Origin of the sequence: Acaryochloris marina S15 (assembly GCF_018336915.1) — a bacterium.
In the GTDB taxonomy this organism is placed as follows: domain Bacteria; phylum Cyanobacteriota; class Cyanobacteriia; order Thermosynechococcales; family Thermosynechococcaceae; genus Acaryochloris; species Acaryochloris marina_A.
The window spans coordinates 5,137,097-5,156,486 of the sequence record NZ_CP064923.1 but is presented as its reverse complement, the minus strand read 5'-3'; the positions used below and the strand labels follow the sequence as shown (position 1 = coordinate 5,156,486).

Genomic DNA, 19,390 nt, shown 5'->3' with positions numbered 1-19,390 from the left:
AGTGTGCTGAGGGTGAGACGCTGATGATGGTTTGAGCTAAAGGTGTATGTTTCTATTTCTATCCAAGTTGCTCCCTCAACTGATCTATCCAGTGGGGTTGAGTACGGTGCTGTTATTGGTTGCGATCGCAACCTTTTGGAAACGTCCCAAAGTCGCTGCTATTTCCGTTGGCCTGGCCTTAGGCATTCTCTTCTTTTCTGCTAATGGTTGGGTGGGAGATGGTTTGCTGTATGCCTTAGAACATCAGTATCCACCGTTAAAACAGAATGCCACTGCCGATGCAATCGTTGTTCTGGGGGGATGTACTCGAACAGCTCATTCGCCTCGACCCTGGGTTGAAGTCTCTGAGGCCGGTGATCGGGTATTGTATGCTGCCAAGCTGTATCAAGAGGGCAAGGCCCCGAAAGTGGTTTTGGCAGGGGGACGCATTTATTGGAAAGGAGGCGGCCAGGCGGAAGCCTTAGATATGGCTGAGCTATTGAAGCTTATGGGAGTCCCAGAGTCTGCCCTATTGCTTGAGCCTGACTCCCTTAATACTTTTGAAAATGCCACCAATGTGAAACAAGTGCTGGAGCAGAATGAGATTGAGGGGCCTTTATTACTAGTGACCTCTGCGTTTCATATGCCCCGGTCGATGGCGATTTTTGAAAAATTAGGGTTACCTGTGATTGCGGCTCCAACAGATTTTCAGGTGACGGAAGTAAATGAGAATGCTGGGTTTTTAGGATTTGTGTTGCGGTTGCTGCCAGATGTTGAAGCCTTAAACTACACCACCAAGGCCCTGAAAGAATGGATTGGATTTTCGATTTACCGACTACGAGGCTGGGCTTGAATGGTGATGATGGGGACTGCTGAAGATCTGTCATGTTGTGAGGATCGTAGCGGCCCAATTGTGAAATCATGATTTTGGAGTCTAGGCTTTATGGGTTGTGAGAGGTCTATTGTCAGCCAGCATCCAGATGAACTTTGATACGCGTCCCTATCAACTGGATGATCTGCTGTATCTTCGGGAAATTTACCTGGCATCTCGAACTGTTGCCTTTACCTGGGAGTCTCCCCAAGGATATCAGCTGGGAGATTTTGATCGGACGACGGAGGATGAATTGATTTGGGTGGCGATTGTGGGAGATCGCCCGGTGGGGTACATTTCCTGGTGGGCACCGCAAAACTTTGTCCATCATCTGTTTGTTGATCCGCACTTCACCCGCAGGGGAATCGGCAGTGCTCTGTTACAAAGTTGTCTGGCCCAGGTGGATAGACCCGTTTCTTTGAAATGTGTACAGCGCAATACGGCTGCGATCGCATTCTATGTATCCCAAGGATGGCGCATTGCCTCCACGGGCCACTCTCCAGAAGGAGCCTATTACCGGATGGTGTTTGATCAGGACTAGGGGTTATGCGATCGCAGGGGCCGTATCACTTACGGGTGACTCGCCGAGCTGCTCCACCAACTGTTGAGCCTGATCTAGATGGTGCCGATGTTCGGGATCTTGAGGGTCGAGGCACTGTCCCCATTGCTGATGAATGCGGGCTTGTTCGTAGGGCATGGCCATGGCGGTTGCGAGCTGTAGAGCTTGATGCCAATGCTTTTGGGCTGGAGCGGTTTTGCCCTGGTGCCAGAGCCACACCCCTTGCCAGAGCGAGGCCCGAGGTTGGGTTATGGGAAAAGACTGGGCGAATTGCTGCAGAGATGTGCAGGCTTGACGCACCTGTTTGGCATCTTGCAGGTTATGGGTCCATAGATGGATGCAGCTTTCGGCAATACCAACGTAGCCTTCGTGGGTATGGACGGCAATGGGATCTGATTCTCTCAGCAGTTGAATGGCCGTTTCTATCACCTGCTGGGCTTGGTGCAAGTCTTGGTTATGGAGATAGACGCGACTGGCAATACCTGCAAACCGAATTTGGTCGGCGATCAGGCCTGGTTGTTCGGCAAAGATGGCTTGGACTTCCTCAACGCAGGTGGTGGCGGTAGACCAGTTGCCTAGGCAGGCCCATTCTTCCGCCTGGCCCATCAAGCCCCAGGCATAGGATTGAATATCGCCATGCTGTGCCCCTAACTCCTGGGTCTCTTCCCAAAGTGAGATCGCATCTGAGAATCGGCCTTGAAAATGATCGATTAAGGCAATGCCAGCAACTGCTTGGGCCAGGACATGCCAATCTTGCAGTTGGCGACAGGCATCAATCGAGCGCTGAATATTGTGCCGGGCGGATTGCCATTTGCCTACGCCGCTTTTATAGGCCCCTACCACCAAACAAATCCAGCTAATGCAGGGTAACTGGACGTCTATTTTTTGGATGATTTGTTCTGCCAAGTCGCCGTATTGCCGGGCTAAAACATGGACTTGATAAACCCCCGTCGCAAAACACATGTTGGCATAGATGCGAGATAGCTCAGAAGAAGGAGGGACGGTTTCCGCCAGGTTGAGACCGACGAGGGTGGCATAGGTGCCTAGGGTTTTGGCGTTGGTGTAGTAGCAGACTTCCCCCAGGCAAATTTGCGATCGCGTCAGCTCCAAAATATGGGCTTGGCGCATAGGGGATGGGGTAATTCGACGGTGCGGCTGTAGGCGGTGCCAGAGCTGCTTCAACCCCTGGAAGGCCAGTTTAATCGCAATGATGTGCTCATTTTTGGGGATGGGATGACCGAGGGTGGTAATGGCCTGCATCAGCTGGTGTTGACTCTCTGGCAATTGGCCCAGGCCGTAATGGGCCTCTCCTAATTGGCGATACCACCGGGCGAGCTGCATCCGTGGGACCTGGGCCTTAGGAGTATGTAATGCCAGTACTTGAGAGAAGAAGGCGACGGCTTCTTGGTAGGCGCCCCCTTGGAGGGCTTGTTCACCGGCTTGTTCTAAATAATGGGTGGCTTTTTCTGTGATTTCGGCTTGTTGCCAGTGGTAGGCCAGGAGGGTATAGACGGTGGCTAAATCATCGGTGTAGGTTTGTTCATACCAAGTTGCGATCGCACGATGTAATTCCCGCCGTTGGGAAAACACCAGCAGATGATAGGCCACTTCTTGGGTCATGATGTGGCGAAAGATATATCCCAAGTTGGGAGATGGAGTATCGAGGACAATCAGCTCTAATCGCTGCAAACTGTCCAGATGTTCGGGTAAGCGTTCCTTGTCTGCAGCTAGGGGATAAATGGCTTCCAGTAAGTCACCCCGAAAATTACGGCCAATCACACTGGCCACTTTGAGCATTAACTGTTGGGGGGGCAGGAGTCGATCAATCCGGCTGGTGATTAACCCTTGCAGGGTGTTAGGTAGATCCAGACCTTCCAGGCGTTGATCGGGGACTGTGAGTTGACATTGTTCCTGCTCGATGTGGATGAACCCATTATCTCGAAGACTATAGGCCAACTCTTCGCTAAATAGGGGATGGCCTTCTGCTTTGGCATATACAAATTCTGAGACAGGCTGAGGCAAATGCGCTACTTCTAACTGCTGACTGACAAACTGTTGGGTTTCGCGGCGAGTCAGTCCTCGCAACCGCAGATATTTGGTTTGCTCCGTTTCTAAAAGTTGGGTATAGTCCTCCGGCCAGGGTTCTGCCAACGGTCGGGTGGCCATGATACAGAGCAGAGGCAATGCCTGTTGATGGACGGCCAAGGCCAAGGCCCAAGATGCAGAGTCGAGCCAGTGGGCATCTTCGAGAACCAGGATATGGGGGGCTTGATCCACGCCCTTTTGCAGCAAATACAGCAGCACAGTGCGGGTATTGTCGGCCCGAACTTGGCCTTTCATTTGCTGAGTGATCGGGGTTTCGGGGAAGTCGAGACCAGAAATGAAATTGAGCAGGGGCGTTAAAGCAATCAGATCGGCTCGATCCGCCAGCAGGTCTAGAATGCGTTGACGCCTATCTGCTGCAAGTAACTGTTCAAGCTGGAGAATTTGAGTGAAGATGGGCCGCCAAGCAAAATAGGGAGTGAATTTCTCAATGGCATCGCCTGCACCGACGACAAACGGTAGCTCCTGGGTTTGGCACCACTCTAGGAAATTGAGGACAACCTGAGATTTACCAATACCTGCTTCGCCCTCCAGAATGGCTGTGCCCCCCTGTTGATCAAACTGCAAAATCTGGGCTAATTCCAGTAAGTGCTGGCGTTCTCGTTGGCAACCGACTAGCGTTCGCGTGGAATGCTGCTGTTGCTTCAGAGCTCCCAAGGGTTGGTAGACAACGATGGGTTGTTCAATGCCTTTGAGGTTTAAAGGAGGTAAAGCGGTGAAGGCTAGCCGACGGCGGGCAGCTGTATAGGTGGTGGGGTCGCAGAGAATATTGTCCTGAGCAGACTGCATCAAGCGGGCTGCTAAATTAACGATGTCGCCAATCACGGTATATTCTCGCCGCCGGGAACTGCCAACGATGCCGCAGAATACATTCCCTGTGGTGATGCCAATGCTACAGCGCCAGCCCAAGCCCTTTAATTTGGTCTGCATTTCTAGGGCGGCTCGCACCCCTCGGTCGGCGTCATCTTCATGGGCGAAGGGGGGCATTCCTAACGCAGCAACCAGGGTTGCTCCTTTGTCATCGACACTAATTTTGTTGATGCTACCCTCAAACCGATAGAGGCTACTTTGTAGCGTCTGCATAATCCGCTGGGACTGCTCTAGAACGGTATTGGCATTTAAGTCGGGCAGGTTAATAAAGAGTAAGGTAAGCAGTCGATATTCCGATAACCATTCCCGTTGGCCTGCTTCTAACCGATCTAGAATTGCGCCGGGAATATAGGCTTTTAGGCCTGCGGCTAAATCAGCGGGCAGTTCTGTTGGACTAACCTTGGCAGGCAGGTCTACTTTTGACAAAGCGGTTAGATGCCAGCAACGGTTATCTATCGTGGAGCCGATACATTGATATTGGACTAGGGGTAAAACTTCAGGAGAGAGGATGACTTGTCCGGGTTTGGCCAGACTTTGGGTTAAGCGAATTTGCCCCAAGGGAGCGCCTGTGATCGCATGTTCCCAGCGTTTATAGACACCGCCCACATGTGCGATCGCAACATCGCCTGCCCCAATGCCAATCCGTAGGGCTAGGGATACATCACTCGTCGCAGTATAGGACTGGGAAAACTCTTGAATGACTAGGGCACATTGACAGGCCTGGAGAGTTTGGTTTTGGAGAGTCTGGTCGGCTTCCTGCACTGGCCAAACTGCAAGCAGTGCATCTCCCGCAAATTTGAGGACGTCACCGCCATACTTCAAAATCAAATCGACGATTTGGCCAAAATAGGCGTTCAAAATAGCGGTGAGGGTTTCTAAACCATCAGGTCCAGATTTGACTAAGGTCTCTGTGAGGATGGTGAATCCAGAGATATCGATAAAAATAACGGCAGCGGGAAAACGATCAATCTGGGGTTTGGCGATGGGAGTCGGATCTTTGAGTAACCGACGCACGACAATATCTGGGACGTAACTCGCCAGGATGTCTATCTGTTCGGCCACTATCGTTTTCCTTGGTTGGGAGCAGTGTGAGTTGACTCTTTCTATCTTTACTCATGATCTAGCCATTCGTCAGATCCAGCTCACTTTGACCTATTCATGCTGTTAAAAGAACTATACCCATTTGGATATGGCTAAAGATGTCTAATCACCTTATCAAGATGGGGAAAATAGAAGAATACGCTATTTTTTGATTGAAATCATTGGTTTGAGTGATTTTCTCCGTTAATAGCGTCTGAAATCCTACCCTGAGCCCATGCCTGAACAACGAATTGTGACGAATCGAGTCTTTGTACTGGGGCTAGATGAATTCTATCGCCAGGCTATGAAACGCCATGAAAGCACTGAGCTATTGCAATGTGCGGAAGAGGTGGCCTCGATATTGTCGATTGTGCCAGGCAAGGGGCTGGTTGAGGGATATTACACAGAGTTGCCAGAGCTGACTCGGTATTTTCAGTTGGTTCGAACGTTACAGAATGTCTCCCAGGAGCGGGAAGTGGAAGTAGCTGGGGTCAATAGTTTTCAACGGCTACAACAAGTCACCCAGTCACCTATATTTGGGACTCCAGCTGACCAACTCTATTTATTACCTAAGGGTAAAAATGCATTATCCATTGCGATGGAGCAAACCTTTCCGGCCTGGACGATTGCCAACTTAACGGCTGAAACATTTCATGTTGCAATTGATTCCGATGACTATTCCTTGGTGGCAATTGCTGCTTTGTCAAAAGACCCAGTCGTGCTGGCAGCCTGCCGTGAATCAGTTGTCTTATATGCTTTCCTTTCACCGGGTGGTGCCTATAATCCTGAAGAACCGGAGTATATTTGGCAAGTAGATCCGTTAATTGAACAACGGGCAATGAAATTTGTTCATACTTTCAATCAACTCTTTAATGAATCGCTGCCTGAGCCAACATCTAAACATGTCAGGGAATATTTTGCGGCTTACCGTGAGTGGGAGCTAGTGGGGCGTTGTGTGCGTATTGGGTTTGATGACAGTAGCAAACCCATTCGTCACTACCATTGGGCAATCATGCAAGGAACGGATCAACAACTTACGGTTGAAGAGTTTTGGGATAATGAGTTGTGGACAACCCAACGCTACCAATCGAAGTTGAATGGCGAGTGACCCCTCGATACTTTTTTGCACGCTAGGATTTGTGTGAACTACGTGATAACGTCTAATGCCAACACTCCTACTGACACCCCGTTATACAGAAGATGCTCAGGCCTTATGGCGAGCAGCGATTGAGCTGGGTTGGGATGTAGAGCGGATCACTCGTTGGGATGTCCCTGCACATCTGCTGGATGTTGAAGAGCCTGTGTTCTATTTGGAGGCTTTGATGGCACCACTGCTGGCTGAGCAATTTCAACGTCGTCTGCTAGAGCCGCCCATCGACTGGTTGCCAAACCTACCGGAGCAATATCGCCAGCGTTCGGTTCGTTTGAGTACTTTGGAGCAGGCTAGACAAATCGAGACGGCTGCTTTTGTCAAACCCCCCAACGATAAGAGTTTTCCTGCACGGGTGTATACCGGGCCAGAACTACCAGAGGGATATCCTGATGAAACTCCCGTTTTGATTTCTGAGATTGTGACGTGGGAGAAGGAGTTTCGCTGCTTTATTCTGAATCGGACGTTGAAAACCTTCTCGGTTTACCTCCGTGAGGGTGAGCTGCAGCGGGATAATCACTTTGCCCATACTCCTGAGGAAGAAGAAGCACTGCTCGAATTTGTTGGCGAAATTTTAGCGGATGAGACGATTGATCTGCCTCAAGCAGCTGTGGTTGATGTGGGTGTGATTTGCAATTGTGGTTGGGCAGTGGTCGAACAAAATGCAGCCTGGGGGGCTGGAATCTATGGGTGTAAACCGACTCAGGTTTTGGAAGTTTTGAGATATGCTGCAGTATCCGCTTAAGGTTGCTTCTATATCATCTCTAACTCGCTCTTGAACAATATAAATACCAAAATAGGTGTAAGGAAGATATTGTATATTGACTACTTTCTGCTAAATTTAGATATTTATAATTTTTCGGATAAATTATCAGTATTAGTATTTTAATTTAATTTTTCTATTCAAATTATCTATTGAAAAGAAGTATTTTTTAGGTTTTGCATTCCTGGATTAAAAGCCTTCTAATCTTTTTAGCTATAAGCAAAGTATATTTTCTATTGATCATATTTTTACATCTTCTTGATCTAAGTAGGTCAGCCTTAATTCAATCACTTGTCTTCTCAATAGTAAATTTGATTAGAAGCCTTGATTTATATAACGTCTAGCCATGTTTACATTCTGATACATAGCTGAGCTTCAATACCCTCGCCTACTTATTTTGCTCTTCTTATTTTAATAAGAAATTTTCAATTTGTATTAGATGCAAAAATATATCCTTCCATAATTATTTAGATATGTGTGATAAAGCTGAGCAGTTGATTCGATTAGCTGAAAATAACTTCACCCTGATGCCTGCTGAAGTTCATTTACTTGAAGCGGTAGTCAAAGGTGAAGCAGCAAGATTTTGTACAGATAACGAGATTCAAAAGGACTCTGTTCATGCTTCTAAATGTGCTATTCGTGCATCATTGATTATCTGGCTTTGTACAGATTCTATTGGCTCTGATTTCCTGACCTATATGGGTATTAATATTATTGGTGCCAAGATTCAAGACTCTCTCAATTTGAATTTTTTGACCCTGGAGTTTCCAATAATCTTACGTAATTGTATATTCCTAGAGACAATTCGATTGGAAAGGGCAAAGATAAAATTCCTTGACCTATCTGGTTGCTATCTTGCTTTTAGTCAGACACATGATGACTTTGGAAGAGAAATAAGTACTTCGCTAGAAGCCAGCGGCATTGAAATAACAAGTGACTGCTTATTATGCAATGGATTTACATCAACTGGGAGAGTTGCGCTAGACGGAGCTAGAATTGGTGGCAATTTAGTATTTAATAATGGAGAGTTTTATGGTCGGCAAGGGTATGCTTTAACCATTAATAATGGAGAGATACAAGGCAACATTATTGGTGAATCACTCAAGGTGAATGGAGGTCTTAGTATCTTCGGAACAAGTGTTAATGGAAGTATTGAATGCTGTAGAAGTATAATATTTGGAGATTCTCACATAAATGCAATACTTGCTACCAATATCTGTGTTAAAGGTTCTGTTCGTTTAGACAATGCTTGTGCATTTGGGCGTGTATCTTTTCACGGATCAAATATTGGCAATAGTTTTTCTTTAGATAATGCTTTTTTGGTTAAGCTTAATAGCACAGCACTTGATATGGGGCAATCTAAAATCAAAGGGGTTGCTTTATTAGGTAAGCAATTTTTGTCCATCGGAGAAGTTAACTTTAATGAATCCCATATAGGTGGCAACCTTGGATGTGACAATGGAAAATTTTTTAATCCGGACGGTTATTCATTATCAGTAGAGCAAGCTAATGTTAGCTCAGTATTTCTCCGTACAGGCTTTCAATCATCTGGTCAGATTCGCTTAATAGGAACTACTATTCGTGGTAGTTTAGACTGTCATGAGGGTCAGTTTAAATGTGGTTCAGAAGATTGTCCTCAATATGCTATTCTTGCTCAGAATACAGATATTAAAGGCTCCGTTTTTCTAAATCAAGATTTTAAGGTAATAGGAGGTATATCTTTAAATGGAGCCAAGGTCGGTGCTAATATTTCCTGCCGTGGTGGAACTTTTAATTGTCCTAAAGGTTCAGCAATTTGTGCTCAACAAATTTTAGTTAATGGTTCAGTTCTATTAACTAAAGGGTTCTTAGCTATAGGTAAAATTGATTTTAGCTATGCAAACATCTCTAATGCATTTGAATTAAAAGAGGTTGACAAGCCTGAAGGAATGTTCCTCTATTTTCTGTCTGCAAAAATTCAAACTCTTGCTGATAGAGAAGATAGTTGGCCTTCAAAGGATAGACTTTTCTTAGATGGATTAGTGTATGACAAAATACATGTAGAATCACCGAGAGATAGCCAATCTCGACTTCAATGGCTAGCACTACAGCCTTCTAAAGTTTTCTCTCCGCAACCTTACGAACAACTTGCTAAAGTTTTCAAAGAAAGTGGTTTTGAACAATCTGCTTCAGAGGTGCTAATTCGAAAGCAAGATAATCTGCGAGCCTATGGAGATTTGAGTTATTGGGCACGAGTATGGAATTTTATTCTAGGCCACACCATTGCTCACGGCTATCGTCCCAATCGAGTATTAGTATTTGCCCTCAAATTTGTGTTTATTGGAACCATTGTTTTTTCATTAGGGTCTCCCGATTGGGGGGCTTCGAAGATAATGAGCCCTGCCCAGGTTAGGCCCTTCGAATCAATCAATTCTCTAGCGGTAGAGGTCTCTAGAAATTATCCAGTCTTCAATCCACTGATATATTCTCTTGATACGTTTGTCCCAATTATCGATCTTCATCAACAAAAGTATTGGCTTCCCAACTCCAATAAAGAAGCTGAACTCCCACCTAATTCATTTATGAGAAGGTTACCAGGAAGCCTTGTACGCTGGTATTTATGGATTCATATTACTGTTGGTTGGATTGTCACTTCACTTTGGGTTGCTGGATTCACAGGGCTTGTACGTCGTCTTCAGTAATGGTTGGTTTCAAGGGTTAAGTATATGCTGTTCCCAATCACCATTAGCTGTCAGAGTATAGCCACACCTATGGTGAGGCTTTTCCCGAAGTTCTAGATGATCAACTTCTTGGGGAGTGAGTAATAACAAGCAAAACTCGTCCAAAGGGGTTTTGCAAGTAATCGATTCTTGTGATGATGCTTCAGACTCGCTTTTAGGTTGCCCTGGATGAGGCCATGCGAATTGCGATCGCGCCCCTTCGGATAACGCTAACCAAGCCACCTCTCGCAAATGTAGAAGCTCGGAATTCGCCTCTATGGCCGTTACCACCTTCAATTTCCCAGAGATCCGAAACTGTTCACGGGTTTTCGGAAAATACCAGCACAACGCCCCCCAAGGATTCTCAGCAATCTGCTCCACCTTTTTGCTGCGCCGATCTGTCACGAATTTGAGGGTATTGCTGTCTTCTAAAAAACCGCGAAACACTACCGTTCGATTGGCGGGACGATTCGCCTGCACTGTCGCTAACTGAGCATATCGGGCATAGACCAACGACCGATTCCGATGCAAAGCTCGACTCAAAGTTGATCGCCAAGGGGCTAATTCAATCATCATGCACCTTGGAATGCTTCGACTGATTGGCCAGCACCCACTTCACCGCTGCCACCATCACCTCCGGCTCATCTACCCAAACAAAATGACTGCTCTTGCTGGCGGGAAGCTGTTTGCTAACAGAAGAAAGCTGCATCAAATCGAGATGGATTTTGTCTCGTAAACGGTTGGCACTCCGTAGCGGCGTCAACATCGTTAACAGCGACGGTTTGAAAAATGATTGGGACTTGATGCTGGCGAGGGGTAAAGCACCTAAGTTATCTGCTATCCGGAGCTGACGTCCACTTTTATCTAAATTCCACAGCTCTCGGCTCATGGTGATCCAATGTTTGGGACGACAAAAGGAACGGGTGACGGACGTTAGCTCTGCTGGAGGATATTTTTTTAATTCTGGCTTCACTAGCTTAAACACTTGGCAAAGACGCAACAAGCGAATAATGCCAAAGGCTGACCCCACAATTGACATCAAAAACCCGGAGATAAAAAAGAGCTTCAGGGCCTTAAGCTGAAACGGCATTTTCAGCATGGCTCGCTCATGTAGACCATCGGTAAGCACTAATCCCGATACTTTCTCAGGGAAACGATGGGCATAGAGCCGCATGTTGTAGCTGCCAAAGGAATCTCCAACTAAGAGATAGGGCGGTTCAACTTTGGCATGGGTTAGTAGCAGGTCTAATTCCTTAACCACCTGGTCGCTGGTTCGGGGATGAGGACTATGATCGCTCCATCCATACCCTGCTCGATCATAGATATAGACTTGTCCTAAAGGAGCCAGCTTTTTTAATAGCAGATAGCCTTCAATGCCACCTAAGCTGTGGTCTAAAACAATAGTCTGCCGTCCCATGCCCAGGGTCTGGAGATGCAGGGCATAGCCACCGATATCAATGTGCTGCCCTGGGGGTGAGATGCGATTTTCAATTAGACAAGCAATAATTTGGTAAACCGTGGTGATTGCTAGCAGCAAAGCTTGGATTTGGAGCGGCATGTTTAGGGGGACTGACTAGCGACTTTTGGCACTGAACAGGGGTCATAAAGCCTGCTGCTTATGACTTAGTGTATCTGGAGACTGTTGGATCTGATCGGGTATCTAGTTCCAGAGGCGGGAAAAGTCTAAGGCTTCCGGCGCTTTAGATACCAGTGGGAACCAGTGCCCTACAGGTCCCTGACCTTGACCAATATCTAAGGCATGTTTCAAGGCTTGGGTAACGTAGGTTTTAGCGGCTTTGGCAGCAGCTAGGGGTGGTTTGCCAAGGGCAAGATTGGCTGCGATCGCAGCCGACAACGTACAGCCCGTGCCGTGGGTATTCGTCGTGGCAACGGTTTCTGTCTTTAGGGTTTCCATCTGTTGGCCATCAAACCAAACATCGATACCTAAAAGCGTATCGCTCATCCCACCGCCCTTAACTAAGACGTTTTTGGGTCCCAGATCGTGGATTTTTTGAGCTGCTGTTTGCATGTCTTCGAGGGTGTGAATCTCCATTCCACTGAGGATTTGAGCTTCATAGCGATTGGGGGTGAGGATTAAGGCTTGGGGGAGAAGAGTGTTTTTTAGGGTTGCGATCGCAACCTCATCAATCAACACCACTCCAGCTCGCGATACCATCACCGGATCGACCACCAGTTGGTGAATTTGCTGTCGCTGAAGTTCCGTCGCCACCGCCTCCATAATTTCCGCATTCAGCAGCATCCCCGTTTTGGCCGCTTGCACCCCAATATCGGAGGCAACTGCATCGATTTGAGTCACTACTGCTGCTGGAGGGAGGGCATCCACCCGATTCACGCCCACAGTATTTTGGGCTGTAATACAGGTCAGAGCGCTGGTGCCGTGAACCCGGTGAAAGGCAAAGGTTCGTAGGTCAGCTTGGATACCTGCTCCACCACCACTATCGGAGCCTGCAATGGTTAACGCGACTGGAACGGAAGAGGCTTGGTTCGACAGGCTCAGATTCATGATGCTTTTGCCTGAAAGGGGTTGAAGCAATTGCGCTAGAAAATCTAGGGTATCAAATCTGGATGTCGCAATATTAATTTTTTGTCCTGCTAAAACTGGCTGTATTACTGAGTAGAGCTTATATTGCCATGCTTACTGAAATTCTTTTAGAGGTGATTTTTTTGACATGTAGAAGTAATTTTTTAGTAACAAGCTTTTAATCACTAATGTAGGGGGATTTTATCGGTCATTAGCATTAGACCATTCTAAGTATAAGTACCCCCAGATCAAAAGTTTGATCTGGGGGTAGAGGGTTAATATTATGCTGAGTTTATTGGCAAATGTATGCCTAATTGCTTAAGGTTAACCCTTGTCTGGTGCCAGAATTTATTCTGTGCTATCGATTTTTACCTAAACTACTTTTATCCACCTTCTCCACCTTCGTCGCCTTCTCCACCTTCTCCATTCTTAGAATTTAAAGAATATAATGCTCCCCCTGTTGCTGTCGGAAGACTATAGATAACTTGACTAAGCTGTGGATCTCCATCTGCTGGATCCTTAAATAAAGTGCCTCTTTGTTCAGGAGTCAGCAGTAGTTTGGCACTTCCAGGAGATTTAAGATGAATATTGACATATCCCCTGACTTCATAAACTGTTTCTGCTGGTGGGCCTGCTGGCAAAAGTGCAGGATTGGGTTGCAAAATAAATAGGCCAGTATCATGAGCCTTAATGTCAAGCTCTACTATTACTTTTTTATCTCCCTTTCTATTGAGAGTTTTGAGTGGATTAGTCCCATCTATATCAAAGAATGCTAATGTGCTGTTCTCTATCGGAGCTTTTTCAGGTTCTAGAGGGATTATAGGAGAGAAAGCAACAAATTCAAGTTCTAGTTTTACCTTATATTCTGAAAGATTAGATATTTGCAAGAAATATCCTTGTAATGTAGTTCGGATAATATTTCCAAGACCGGGTGCCAGATCAGGAGGGATTTGTGGTGCGAGAAGTAATTCAAATGTTGAAATTTCCATGAGTAGCTACCTTTTAAGGTTAATAATGGGTGCTTTGACGCCTTAAACAAGGCAATCTTAAATAACAAAAATCTTAATTATTAAATAATTTACTTAGTACTAATAAGAAAGCGTAGAATATATTCTTAAAACAGAATCAGCTATTTCAATATATTGGTTTCCTTGGGGGGCAAAATGCCCTCCTATAAATTCATCTGTCAACTCCGACAAATTAAAGGGATGCCTAGCGTTTAGCTGATCTTTTAGGAAAACAGAATCATCTTTAGCGATAGGATCGCAATAAAAGCTGATAAGCCCGCTAAGATTTAATATATTTAAGTCTAATTTGATAATTTCTTCAATTTTTACTGCATTGGGGAATGGCTGAGTGAATGGGTTGCCGACAGGAATATTTTTATTGAATAGCGTTAGAGTCGTGCTATATTCCGGTGCCATTAGCACAGTCATTTGATTTCGGATGACGCGCTCTAATGAGATATCTTTACCAGTAATCTTAGATAGTTCACGTTGAGCAGTCTCTTTCGCTTCCTTCAGGCAGGCTAGGGTGTCTTCAACATCTTTCTTCTCTTTCTCAGTTAAGCATTGACCAACAACCTCAAGAACTTTTTGGTCTGTGGAGTCACTCAAAAGCTCCAGTAGCAAGATATATTTGCATCCTAAACTATGGCCTAACCATCTGTAATGATTTGAATCCAAATAAAAGTCTACTAATTCAGGATTCCCATGAGCTTGTTGTACTAGATAAATAATTGCCTCATAATTTCTTTTTTGTAAATTAACGGATTCATTCCAGTGATTAACATTAAACGGACGGAATGGGAATTTATGGATAACGAGGGGCGTAAGCAAAGGATCGGGGATGCATGGCTCAAAGAAAAACGGGTCAAGGACAATAGATCCTGTACCCGAACCAAAAAACTATCATGACCCTACCATCGCAATTGCTAACCGTGCTAGCCCATGACGAATTTCTAGAACAAACTGAAGCACTCAAAGTATCAACCAGCCTGAGTCAGATGGTTTATATCGTTCTGCAAATGGGCTTGTTTCTAGCTCGCTGTCTTCTGGAGGATGAACTCTCAAGGCGCGCGAAAGCAGTATTTGTATGGCCTGTATGTACTACCTGCGGAACCCGCTTACATTCGAAGGGATGGGAATCTCGTCAGATGCAGACACTGGTAGGCACTATCTCTTGAAAGCGACGGGTGGGCCGTTGTCCCAAAGGATGTCCAGGCAGTCTGTTGACTCCCCTGGATCAAGCCATTGGGATTGCCCCCTATCAGCACAGCAGCGAAGAACTGGTGCGTCTGGGCTGCTTGTTGAGTCTGTTCATGCCCTATGAACTGGCCAGTTGGATGCTGGGTCAGTGGAGTGGTCTATCCGTGAGTCCATCCAGTTTGTGGAACTGGGTGCAATCCGTGGGTAACAAAGCTCAGCAGGAATTAGAAGCTCAACTCAACGCTCAATCATCAGGGACTCAGGCCCCTTGTGAAGCGATTTCAGAGATGTTATCTGCTCTACCTTTGGCCATTGCCGCCGATGGTGTGATGGTCCCCTTTCGCCCCACCCCGAACTCACCCAAGGGAAAAATCCAGTGGCGAGAAGTCAAAGTCGCCATCTTAGCTCGCCTGGGAACACGGGTTACCCGAGCTAAAAAGGAGGTCCCCCAATTACTGCGTCGAAGACTGGTGGCAGTATTGGGCGATATCGACCAGTTCATCCCTTTACTTCAACTCGAAGCTCACAAACAAGACTTTGAATCTGCTCCAAAAGTCATCTGGCTCAGTGATGGGGGACGAGGCTTCTGGCGAGTCTATCGCACCTTGTTCTCTCATTGTGCTGTGGCAGTCCTCGACTTTTTTCATTCAGCAGGCCATCTGGCACGAGCAACTAAAGCGATGTTTGGAGATGCCCGCTCTGCTCAAGCCCAAGCCTGGTTCCGGCACTGGCGACACCAATTGCGACACGGGCAACACCTACTTGTATTACGGTCCTTGACGATATTGATTCACTCACAACTGTTAACGGGAAAGTCTTTTTCAACGTTGCTCCAGGTGCAGGCTTATTTCCAACGCCATCATAACCACATCCGTTATCGGCACTTTGAACAGCAACAGATTCCTCTCGGGTCAGGAATGGTTGAAAGTGCATGCAAGTGGTTGATTCAGCAGCGCTTTAAGGGAGTTGGCATGCGCTGGAGTGAGGATGGTTTCAACCATTTACTGATCTTGAGAATTGCCTGGGTCAATGAACGGTTTGACTCCTTATTCCCAGAGGTGACCATTCCGAAAACTAAGGCATCCCCGATCCGCTAAATACGCCCGATAACGAGAGTGTAGCCTTGGCTCCATAAATACTGAAATAAAGGTTTATATGAACATTTTGGGAAAGAACCAAAGATAAAGCTGCCAATAAATTGAATGACACCTTTAGGCTGATCTTTGATGGCGATTAAACATCCATCGATAGATTTAAATCTTATTTCTTCTGTTGAGTTATTGATCAATTTTTTATCCATAGGTAATGGCTTTGCTACTGAAAACTAGTGCTTTCGATAGCAATAAAATTACGTTGGTTATTCAGGCTTAAATGATCGGGATTTTGTTCGTAGCTTCTATATTTTCTATCTATAAATTCATGGAAGTATATGCATGTCTTTACATTTCTAAATTATTTTGAAATAGGCTATCGAAAATATTTCTATTCATGCGGTTGGTGAATATAATCCATGAGCAATTACGATAGATTTTTGGTGAGAAATTCAACTCAAACACTCATATATAGACTTAATTCAAGCTCAATTAAAAGCATTAAGCCTTAAAGTAGTTAAATTGCCAGCTTTTGCCATTTAGAAAGTTGAATCTAAAAATATTCCATAGCTACCTTTTCCCCTTATTTACCTCTCATAGCAACAACGTCAAGCCAAATAGAGGATATATGTGGCTCTAAAGGCCAAACTTTAGCCAGAATCGAAGTAAGGAAGCAATACCTTTGGTTATGGGATATTTGTTGTGCCATATCGATGCCTTACGTCTCCAGTACTTAGCATCTTGTTGTCAGGTGACAACTAGTCTTTTTGTCGCTGATACACCAGATAGTCTTCTACATCTGCTCGAATTTCGGGTTCTACTACTGGATCGCTGCAGATTGCCGATAGGAGTCCAAGCCATTCGCTTCGCTCTTGCGCTGAGAGATTAGTGTTAAGAATACGATTGGCCAATAGAGCGGTAGTACAAGATGGGCGTTGGGCCAGATCGTGTTTGAGAGTATCTCGGTAGTTGGGATAATACGTTTCGATATGATGGACTAATAGGCCTGGTCCACCAACCGATGACGTTGCATGTTGAGCAAAGTAGTCAAAAATAGGTCGGTATAGATCTTGATGAATCTTTGGGTCTGTTGTTTCCAATAACTGATCAATATCTAAAACGAAGGAATAGGATTCGGGATCTAGCTGATTGAGGGCAATGGCAAAGGCTTCGATGGTATTCATTGGTCTGTGCGTTAGTGGGTGACTCGTGCGATCGCAAATCCGTCATAGCCTTTACTTCCCACCGTTTGAATTGCAGTGGCTGATACCTGAGGGGGCGCGGCCAGCAATTCACAGAAAGTACGTACCCCTTGCACTTTGGGATCTGAACTGTGGGCATTGGCAACTTCCCCGTCCCGCACAACGTTATCGCCAATAATCACCGTTCCTGGCCCAGAAAGCTGGAGTGCCCATGCCAAATAGTGGGGATTGTTAGGCTTATCGGCATCAATAAAAATAAAATCGAAGGGGGCTGCTGGCTGTAGGTCAGGCAAGAGATTCAAAGCATTGCCTACTCGGAGATCGACTGTATCCAGCAGATTCGCTCGGGCAAGATTACTGCGAGCGACCTCAGCATGGTGTGGATTAGCTTCCAGGGTTACCAAATAGCCATCGGTCGGTAAAGCCCGAGCTAACCAAATAGTGCTGTAGCCACCTAATGTTCCAATCTCCAGGACTCGACGGGCTCCCTGTATTTGAATTAATAGGTGCAATAACTTTCCCTGATTGGGAGTGACATGGTGTGGAGGTAAACCAGCAGCATCACTGTCCTGTAATGCCGTCTCCAGAACTGGATCTGCCGATATTAAAAGATCCTCGAAATAGTCATCTACTGCTTCCCAGTCCTTGGACGCCATAGACTCTGGCTCCAGCTGATACCAGTTTTACATTCGCAAACTGTGAAGGATAATTTTGTAGGCTCAGTCCTATTCATCAGTTTTCAAGACATACTTTTCTAGGTGATAAGTATAGGCAGTCCACACTTCTGCCGCCGTATGGTACTGCCCAAGCGCCTGCTTAAGTTTGGAATTTTTCCAGTACTTAATAATGCCATTCATAATGGCTTCTATTTCTTCAAGACCATTGACATTGAGCCAGCGCAGCGTTTTGAGTAAGTTGCCTGTTGTCGCCGATACGCCCGCTTGCATTTGCGTTCCTTCAGGCATATCTTTTGCCCACTTGCTGCCTTTATCGACCTTCTTGCTGGAGTTTCGCGTCTGACTCATGTAATCATTCATGATTTTTTCCTTGGATTCCTTGCCTTCTTCTGCCAGACCCTTCATGGCAATTCCAATATCTAAGAGCAATCCAGATGTATCTTCTAAGCTCCAGGATGTGTCCCAGTTTTCGAGTAATCCCAACATATTATATTTCCAGCTTGCCAAGGGGGCATAGACCATCCAGTCACGGCCAGATTTTTCTAGACTCTTCTTAGCTTTGTCAGATTCCTTGGTAATCTCCAAGATTTTCTTCTTGATTTTTCCCATCGCTGTATCGATATCTGATTTTAGACTTTCGGTATCCGTATCCATGACCGTGTCTTCGATGGGATCTTTCTGAACATAGAAGGATTTTTGAAGATCTACCCCCATGCGATGGATTGGCTGAGCGGTTTGCTGGGGCGATCGATGTAGCCCGCTACCATTTTGCTGAATGACATGGGTTAGTTCATGGGCAATTAAGGCTTGGCCTTCTCGGTTCCCTGGCTGATAAGTGCCCTGGCGGAAGAATAGATCCTGTCCTGTTGTAAAGGCTTTGGCTTGAATGGCCTGATTGAACTGATGGGATTTCGTATCTGTATGGACCCGAACCTGGCTAAAATCTGCCTCCATGGCCTGTCCCATCGTCCGTTGTAGTTTGGCCTCTAAGGGTTGTCCGCCGCCTTTAGCTGACTGAATAGCCGTTTCTAGGTTAGAGGAGACGGCGTTATTCTCTGACTTTGTCTGTAGTGTGCGATCGGTATCGGTTTCCTTGGGAGGACTGGCAGTGAGTGCAGAACGATGAAGGGTGTTCACCACTTGAGAGGCGACTCGATTGGCTTCCTGTTCATACTTATCATTGGGTTCACCGAGAGTTAGTTTGGGCTGCAGCCAAGGTTGGGCTGTGGTTCCTGATGGTGGCGTATTCAACAGTGGATTGCCTAACCTTGCCCATTTCTGTTGCTGGGCTGCCCATTCAGCTAACCCTTCTTCATTCGATTTTGTGGATGTTGTCGAGGTTGTCTGGACTGGTGTTTGATTAGGTTTGGTGGACTTGGCTGGAGCCGTTAGAGGTTTGTAAGACTTCTGTTCTCGAGGCTGATAAGTACGCATGATTATTTCCCCCTAATTTGTCTAACGCTGATCACGCTAACCCTCAAAACTTGCCGCAACTATTTTGTTTTCCCCGTCTGGGTGATGTTGGTTAGTCGTTGATTCCTATCTTAAATTTAGTGTGTGCAGTTTGTTAGTGATGTATACATCTGTGATCTCTTGC

The 19,390-nt window shown here is 46.0% G+C and carries 15 protein-coding genes and 1 pseudogene; 6 read left to right on the top strand and 10 right to left on the bottom strand.

Annotation, left to right across the window (positions count from 1 at the left end):
• Positions 1-46 precede the first annotated feature (46 nt).
• Both I1H34_RS23530 and I1H34_RS23525 read left to right on the top strand, forming a co-directional pair.
• Entirely contained in the window at positions 47-832 is a 786-nt protein-coding gene (locus I1H34_RS23530; RefSeq protein ID WP_212663316.1) for a YdcF family protein, read from the top strand.
• A gap of 127 nt (positions 833-959) precedes the next feature.
• Positions 960-1,391, top strand: coding sequence for a GNAT family N-acetyltransferase (locus I1H34_RS23525; protein WP_212663315.1), 432 nt, complete (start codon positions 960-962; stop codon positions 1,389-1,391).
• 3 nt (positions 1,392-1,394) lie between these two features.
• Here I1H34_RS23525 and I1H34_RS23520 read toward each other — a convergent pair whose 3' ends face one another.
• Complete coding sequence (locus tag I1H34_RS23520; RefSeq protein WP_212663314.1) at positions 1,395-5,444, bottom strand: adenylate/guanylate cyclase domain-containing protein; 4,050 nt, start codon at positions 5,442-5,444, stop codon at positions 1,395-1,397.
• A 253-nt stretch (positions 5,445-5,697) separates the two neighbouring features.
• Between I1H34_RS23520 and I1H34_RS23515 the strand changes: the two genes are divergently transcribed.
• From I1H34_RS23515 to I1H34_RS23505, 3 genes are all read left to right on the top strand, one after another.
• The gene (locus tag I1H34_RS23515) at positions 5,698-6,570 is read left to right on the top strand and encodes a hypothetical protein (protein WP_212663313.1); all 873 of its coding nucleotides are present in this window, start codon (positions 5,698-5,700) and stop codon (positions 6,568-6,570) included.
• A gap of 55 nt (positions 6,571-6,625) precedes the next feature.
• Positions 6,626-7,357 (top strand): ATP-grasp domain-containing protein, encoded by a 732-nt coding sequence (locus I1H34_RS23510; protein ID WP_212663312.1) that lies wholly within the window; start codon positions 6,626-6,628, stop codon positions 7,355-7,357.
• A gap of 491 nt (positions 7,358-7,848) precedes the next feature.
• Positions 7,849-10,056: a hypothetical protein gene (locus I1H34_RS23505; protein WP_212663311.1), complete on the top strand. Its 2,208-nt coding sequence runs from the start codon at positions 7,849-7,851 to the stop codon at positions 10,054-10,056.
• A gap of 9 nt (positions 10,057-10,065) precedes the next feature.
• Here I1H34_RS23505 and I1H34_RS23500 read toward each other — a convergent pair whose 3' ends face one another.
• The 5 genes from I1H34_RS23500 to I1H34_RS23480 form a co-directional block, all read right to left on the bottom strand.
• Positions 10,066-10,647: an Npun_F5749 family FMN-dependent PPOX-type flavoprotein gene (locus I1H34_RS23500; RefSeq protein WP_212666409.1), complete on the bottom strand. Its 582-nt coding sequence runs from the start codon at positions 10,645-10,647 to the stop codon at positions 10,066-10,068.
• Positions 10,640-11,632, bottom strand: coding sequence for an alpha/beta fold hydrolase (locus I1H34_RS23495; RefSeq protein ID WP_212663310.1), 993 nt, complete (start codon positions 11,630-11,632; stop codon positions 10,640-10,642). Before I1H34_RS23495 ends, I1H34_RS23500 begins: the two co-directional genes overlap by 8 nt.
• A gap of 102 nt (positions 11,633-11,734) precedes the next feature.
• The gene (gene thiD / locus I1H34_RS23490; RefSeq protein ID WP_212663309.1) at positions 11,735-12,598 is read right to left on the bottom strand and encodes a bifunctional hydroxymethylpyrimidine kinase/phosphomethylpyrimidine kinase; all 864 of its coding nucleotides are present in this window, start codon (positions 12,596-12,598) and stop codon (positions 11,735-11,737) included.
• A gap of 401 nt (positions 12,599-12,999) precedes the next feature.
• The gene (locus I1H34_RS23485) at positions 13,000-13,605 is read right to left on the bottom strand and encodes a hypothetical protein (protein ID WP_212663308.1); all 606 of its coding nucleotides are present in this window, start codon (positions 13,603-13,605) and stop codon (positions 13,000-13,002) included.
• Between the two features lie 99 nt (positions 13,606-13,704).
• The gene (locus I1H34_RS23480) at positions 13,705-14,454 is read right to left on the bottom strand and encodes a DUF1350 family protein (protein ID WP_212663307.1); all 750 of its coding nucleotides are present in this window, start codon (positions 14,452-14,454) and stop codon (positions 13,705-13,707) included.
• Between the two features lie 74 nt (positions 14,455-14,528).
• On the opposite strand from I1H34_RS23480, the pseudogene I1H34_RS23470 reads away from it, so the two are divergent.
• A pseudogene (locus I1H34_RS23470) lies at positions 14,529-15,920 on the top strand (ISKra4 family transposase).
• Here the strand turns inward: I1H34_RS23470 and I1H34_RS23465 are convergent.
• From I1H34_RS23465 to I1H34_RS23450, 4 genes are all read right to left on the bottom strand, one after another.
• Positions 15,917-16,123 (bottom strand): hypothetical protein, encoded by a 207-nt coding sequence (locus I1H34_RS23465; protein ID WP_212663306.1) that lies wholly within the window; start codon positions 16,121-16,123, stop codon positions 15,917-15,919. The pseudogene I1H34_RS23470 and the gene I1H34_RS23465 overlap by 4 nt on opposite strands.
• Positions 16,124-16,672: 549 nt before the next feature.
• Complete coding sequence (locus I1H34_RS23460) at positions 16,673-17,098, bottom strand: hypothetical protein (RefSeq protein ID WP_212663305.1); 426 nt, start codon at positions 17,096-17,098, stop codon at positions 16,673-16,675.
• Between the two features lie 11 nt (positions 17,099-17,109).
• Positions 17,110-17,772 carry an O-methyltransferase gene (locus I1H34_RS23455; protein WP_212663304.1) on the bottom strand — a complete coding sequence of 221 codons (663 nt, stop codon included), beginning with the start codon at positions 17,770-17,772 and terminating at the stop codon, positions 17,110-17,112.
• 69 nt (positions 17,773-17,841) lie between these two features.
• Complete coding sequence (locus I1H34_RS23450) at positions 17,842-19,227, bottom strand: eCIS core domain-containing protein (RefSeq protein ID WP_212663303.1); 1,386 nt, start codon at positions 19,225-19,227, stop codon at positions 17,842-17,844.
• Positions 19,228-19,390 lie beyond the last annotated feature (163 nt).

Excerpts from the sequence above, each read along its gene's own strand:
- I1H34_RS23500 (WP_212666409.1), bottom strand. The coding sequence starts at position 10,647 with ATGATTGAATTAGCCCCTTGGCGATCAACTTTGAGTCGAGCTTTGCAT.
- I1H34_RS23450 (WP_212663303.1), bottom strand. The coding sequence starts at position 19,227 with ATGCGTACTTATCAGCCTCGAGAACAGAAGTCTTACAAACCTCTAACG.
- I1H34_RS23530 (WP_212663316.1), top strand. The coding sequence starts at position 47 with ATGTTTCTATTTCTATCCAAGTTGCTCCCTCAACTGATCTATCCAGTG.
- I1H34_RS23505 (WP_212663311.1), top strand. The coding sequence starts at position 7,849 with ATGTGTGATAAAGCTGAGCAGTTGATTCGATTAGCTGAAAATAACTTC.
- I1H34_RS23485 (WP_212663308.1), bottom strand. The coding sequence starts at position 13,605 with ATGGAAATTTCAACATTTGAATTACTTCTCGCACCACAAATCCCTCCT.
- I1H34_RS23460 (WP_212663305.1), bottom strand. The coding sequence starts at position 17,098 with ATGAATACCATCGAAGCCTTTGCCATTGCCCTCAATCAGCTAGATCCC.
- I1H34_RS23515 (WP_212663313.1), top strand. The coding sequence starts at position 5,698 with ATGCCTGAACAACGAATTGTGACGAATCGAGTCTTTGTACTGGGGCTA.
- I1H34_RS23525 (WP_212663315.1), top strand. The coding sequence starts at position 960 with ATGAACTTTGATACGCGTCCCTATCAACTGGATGATCTGCTGTATCTT.
- I1H34_RS23510 (WP_212663312.1), top strand. The coding sequence starts at position 6,626 with ATGCCAACACTCCTACTGACACCCCGTTATACAGAAGATGCTCAGGCC.
- I1H34_RS23465 (WP_212663306.1), bottom strand. The coding sequence starts at position 16,123 with ATGGATAAAAAATTGATCAATAACTCAACAGAAGAAATAAGATTTAAA.
- I1H34_RS23495 (WP_212663310.1), bottom strand. The coding sequence starts at position 11,632 with ATGCCGCTCCAAATCCAAGCTTTGCTGCTAGCAATCACCACGGTTTAC.
- I1H34_RS23455 (WP_212663304.1), bottom strand. The coding sequence starts at position 17,772 with ATGGCGTCCAAGGACTGGGAAGCAGTAGATGACTATTTCGAGGATCTT.
- thiD (WP_212663309.1), bottom strand. The coding sequence starts at position 12,598 with ATGAATCTGAGCCTGTCGAACCAAGCCTCTTCCGTTCCAGTCGCGTTA.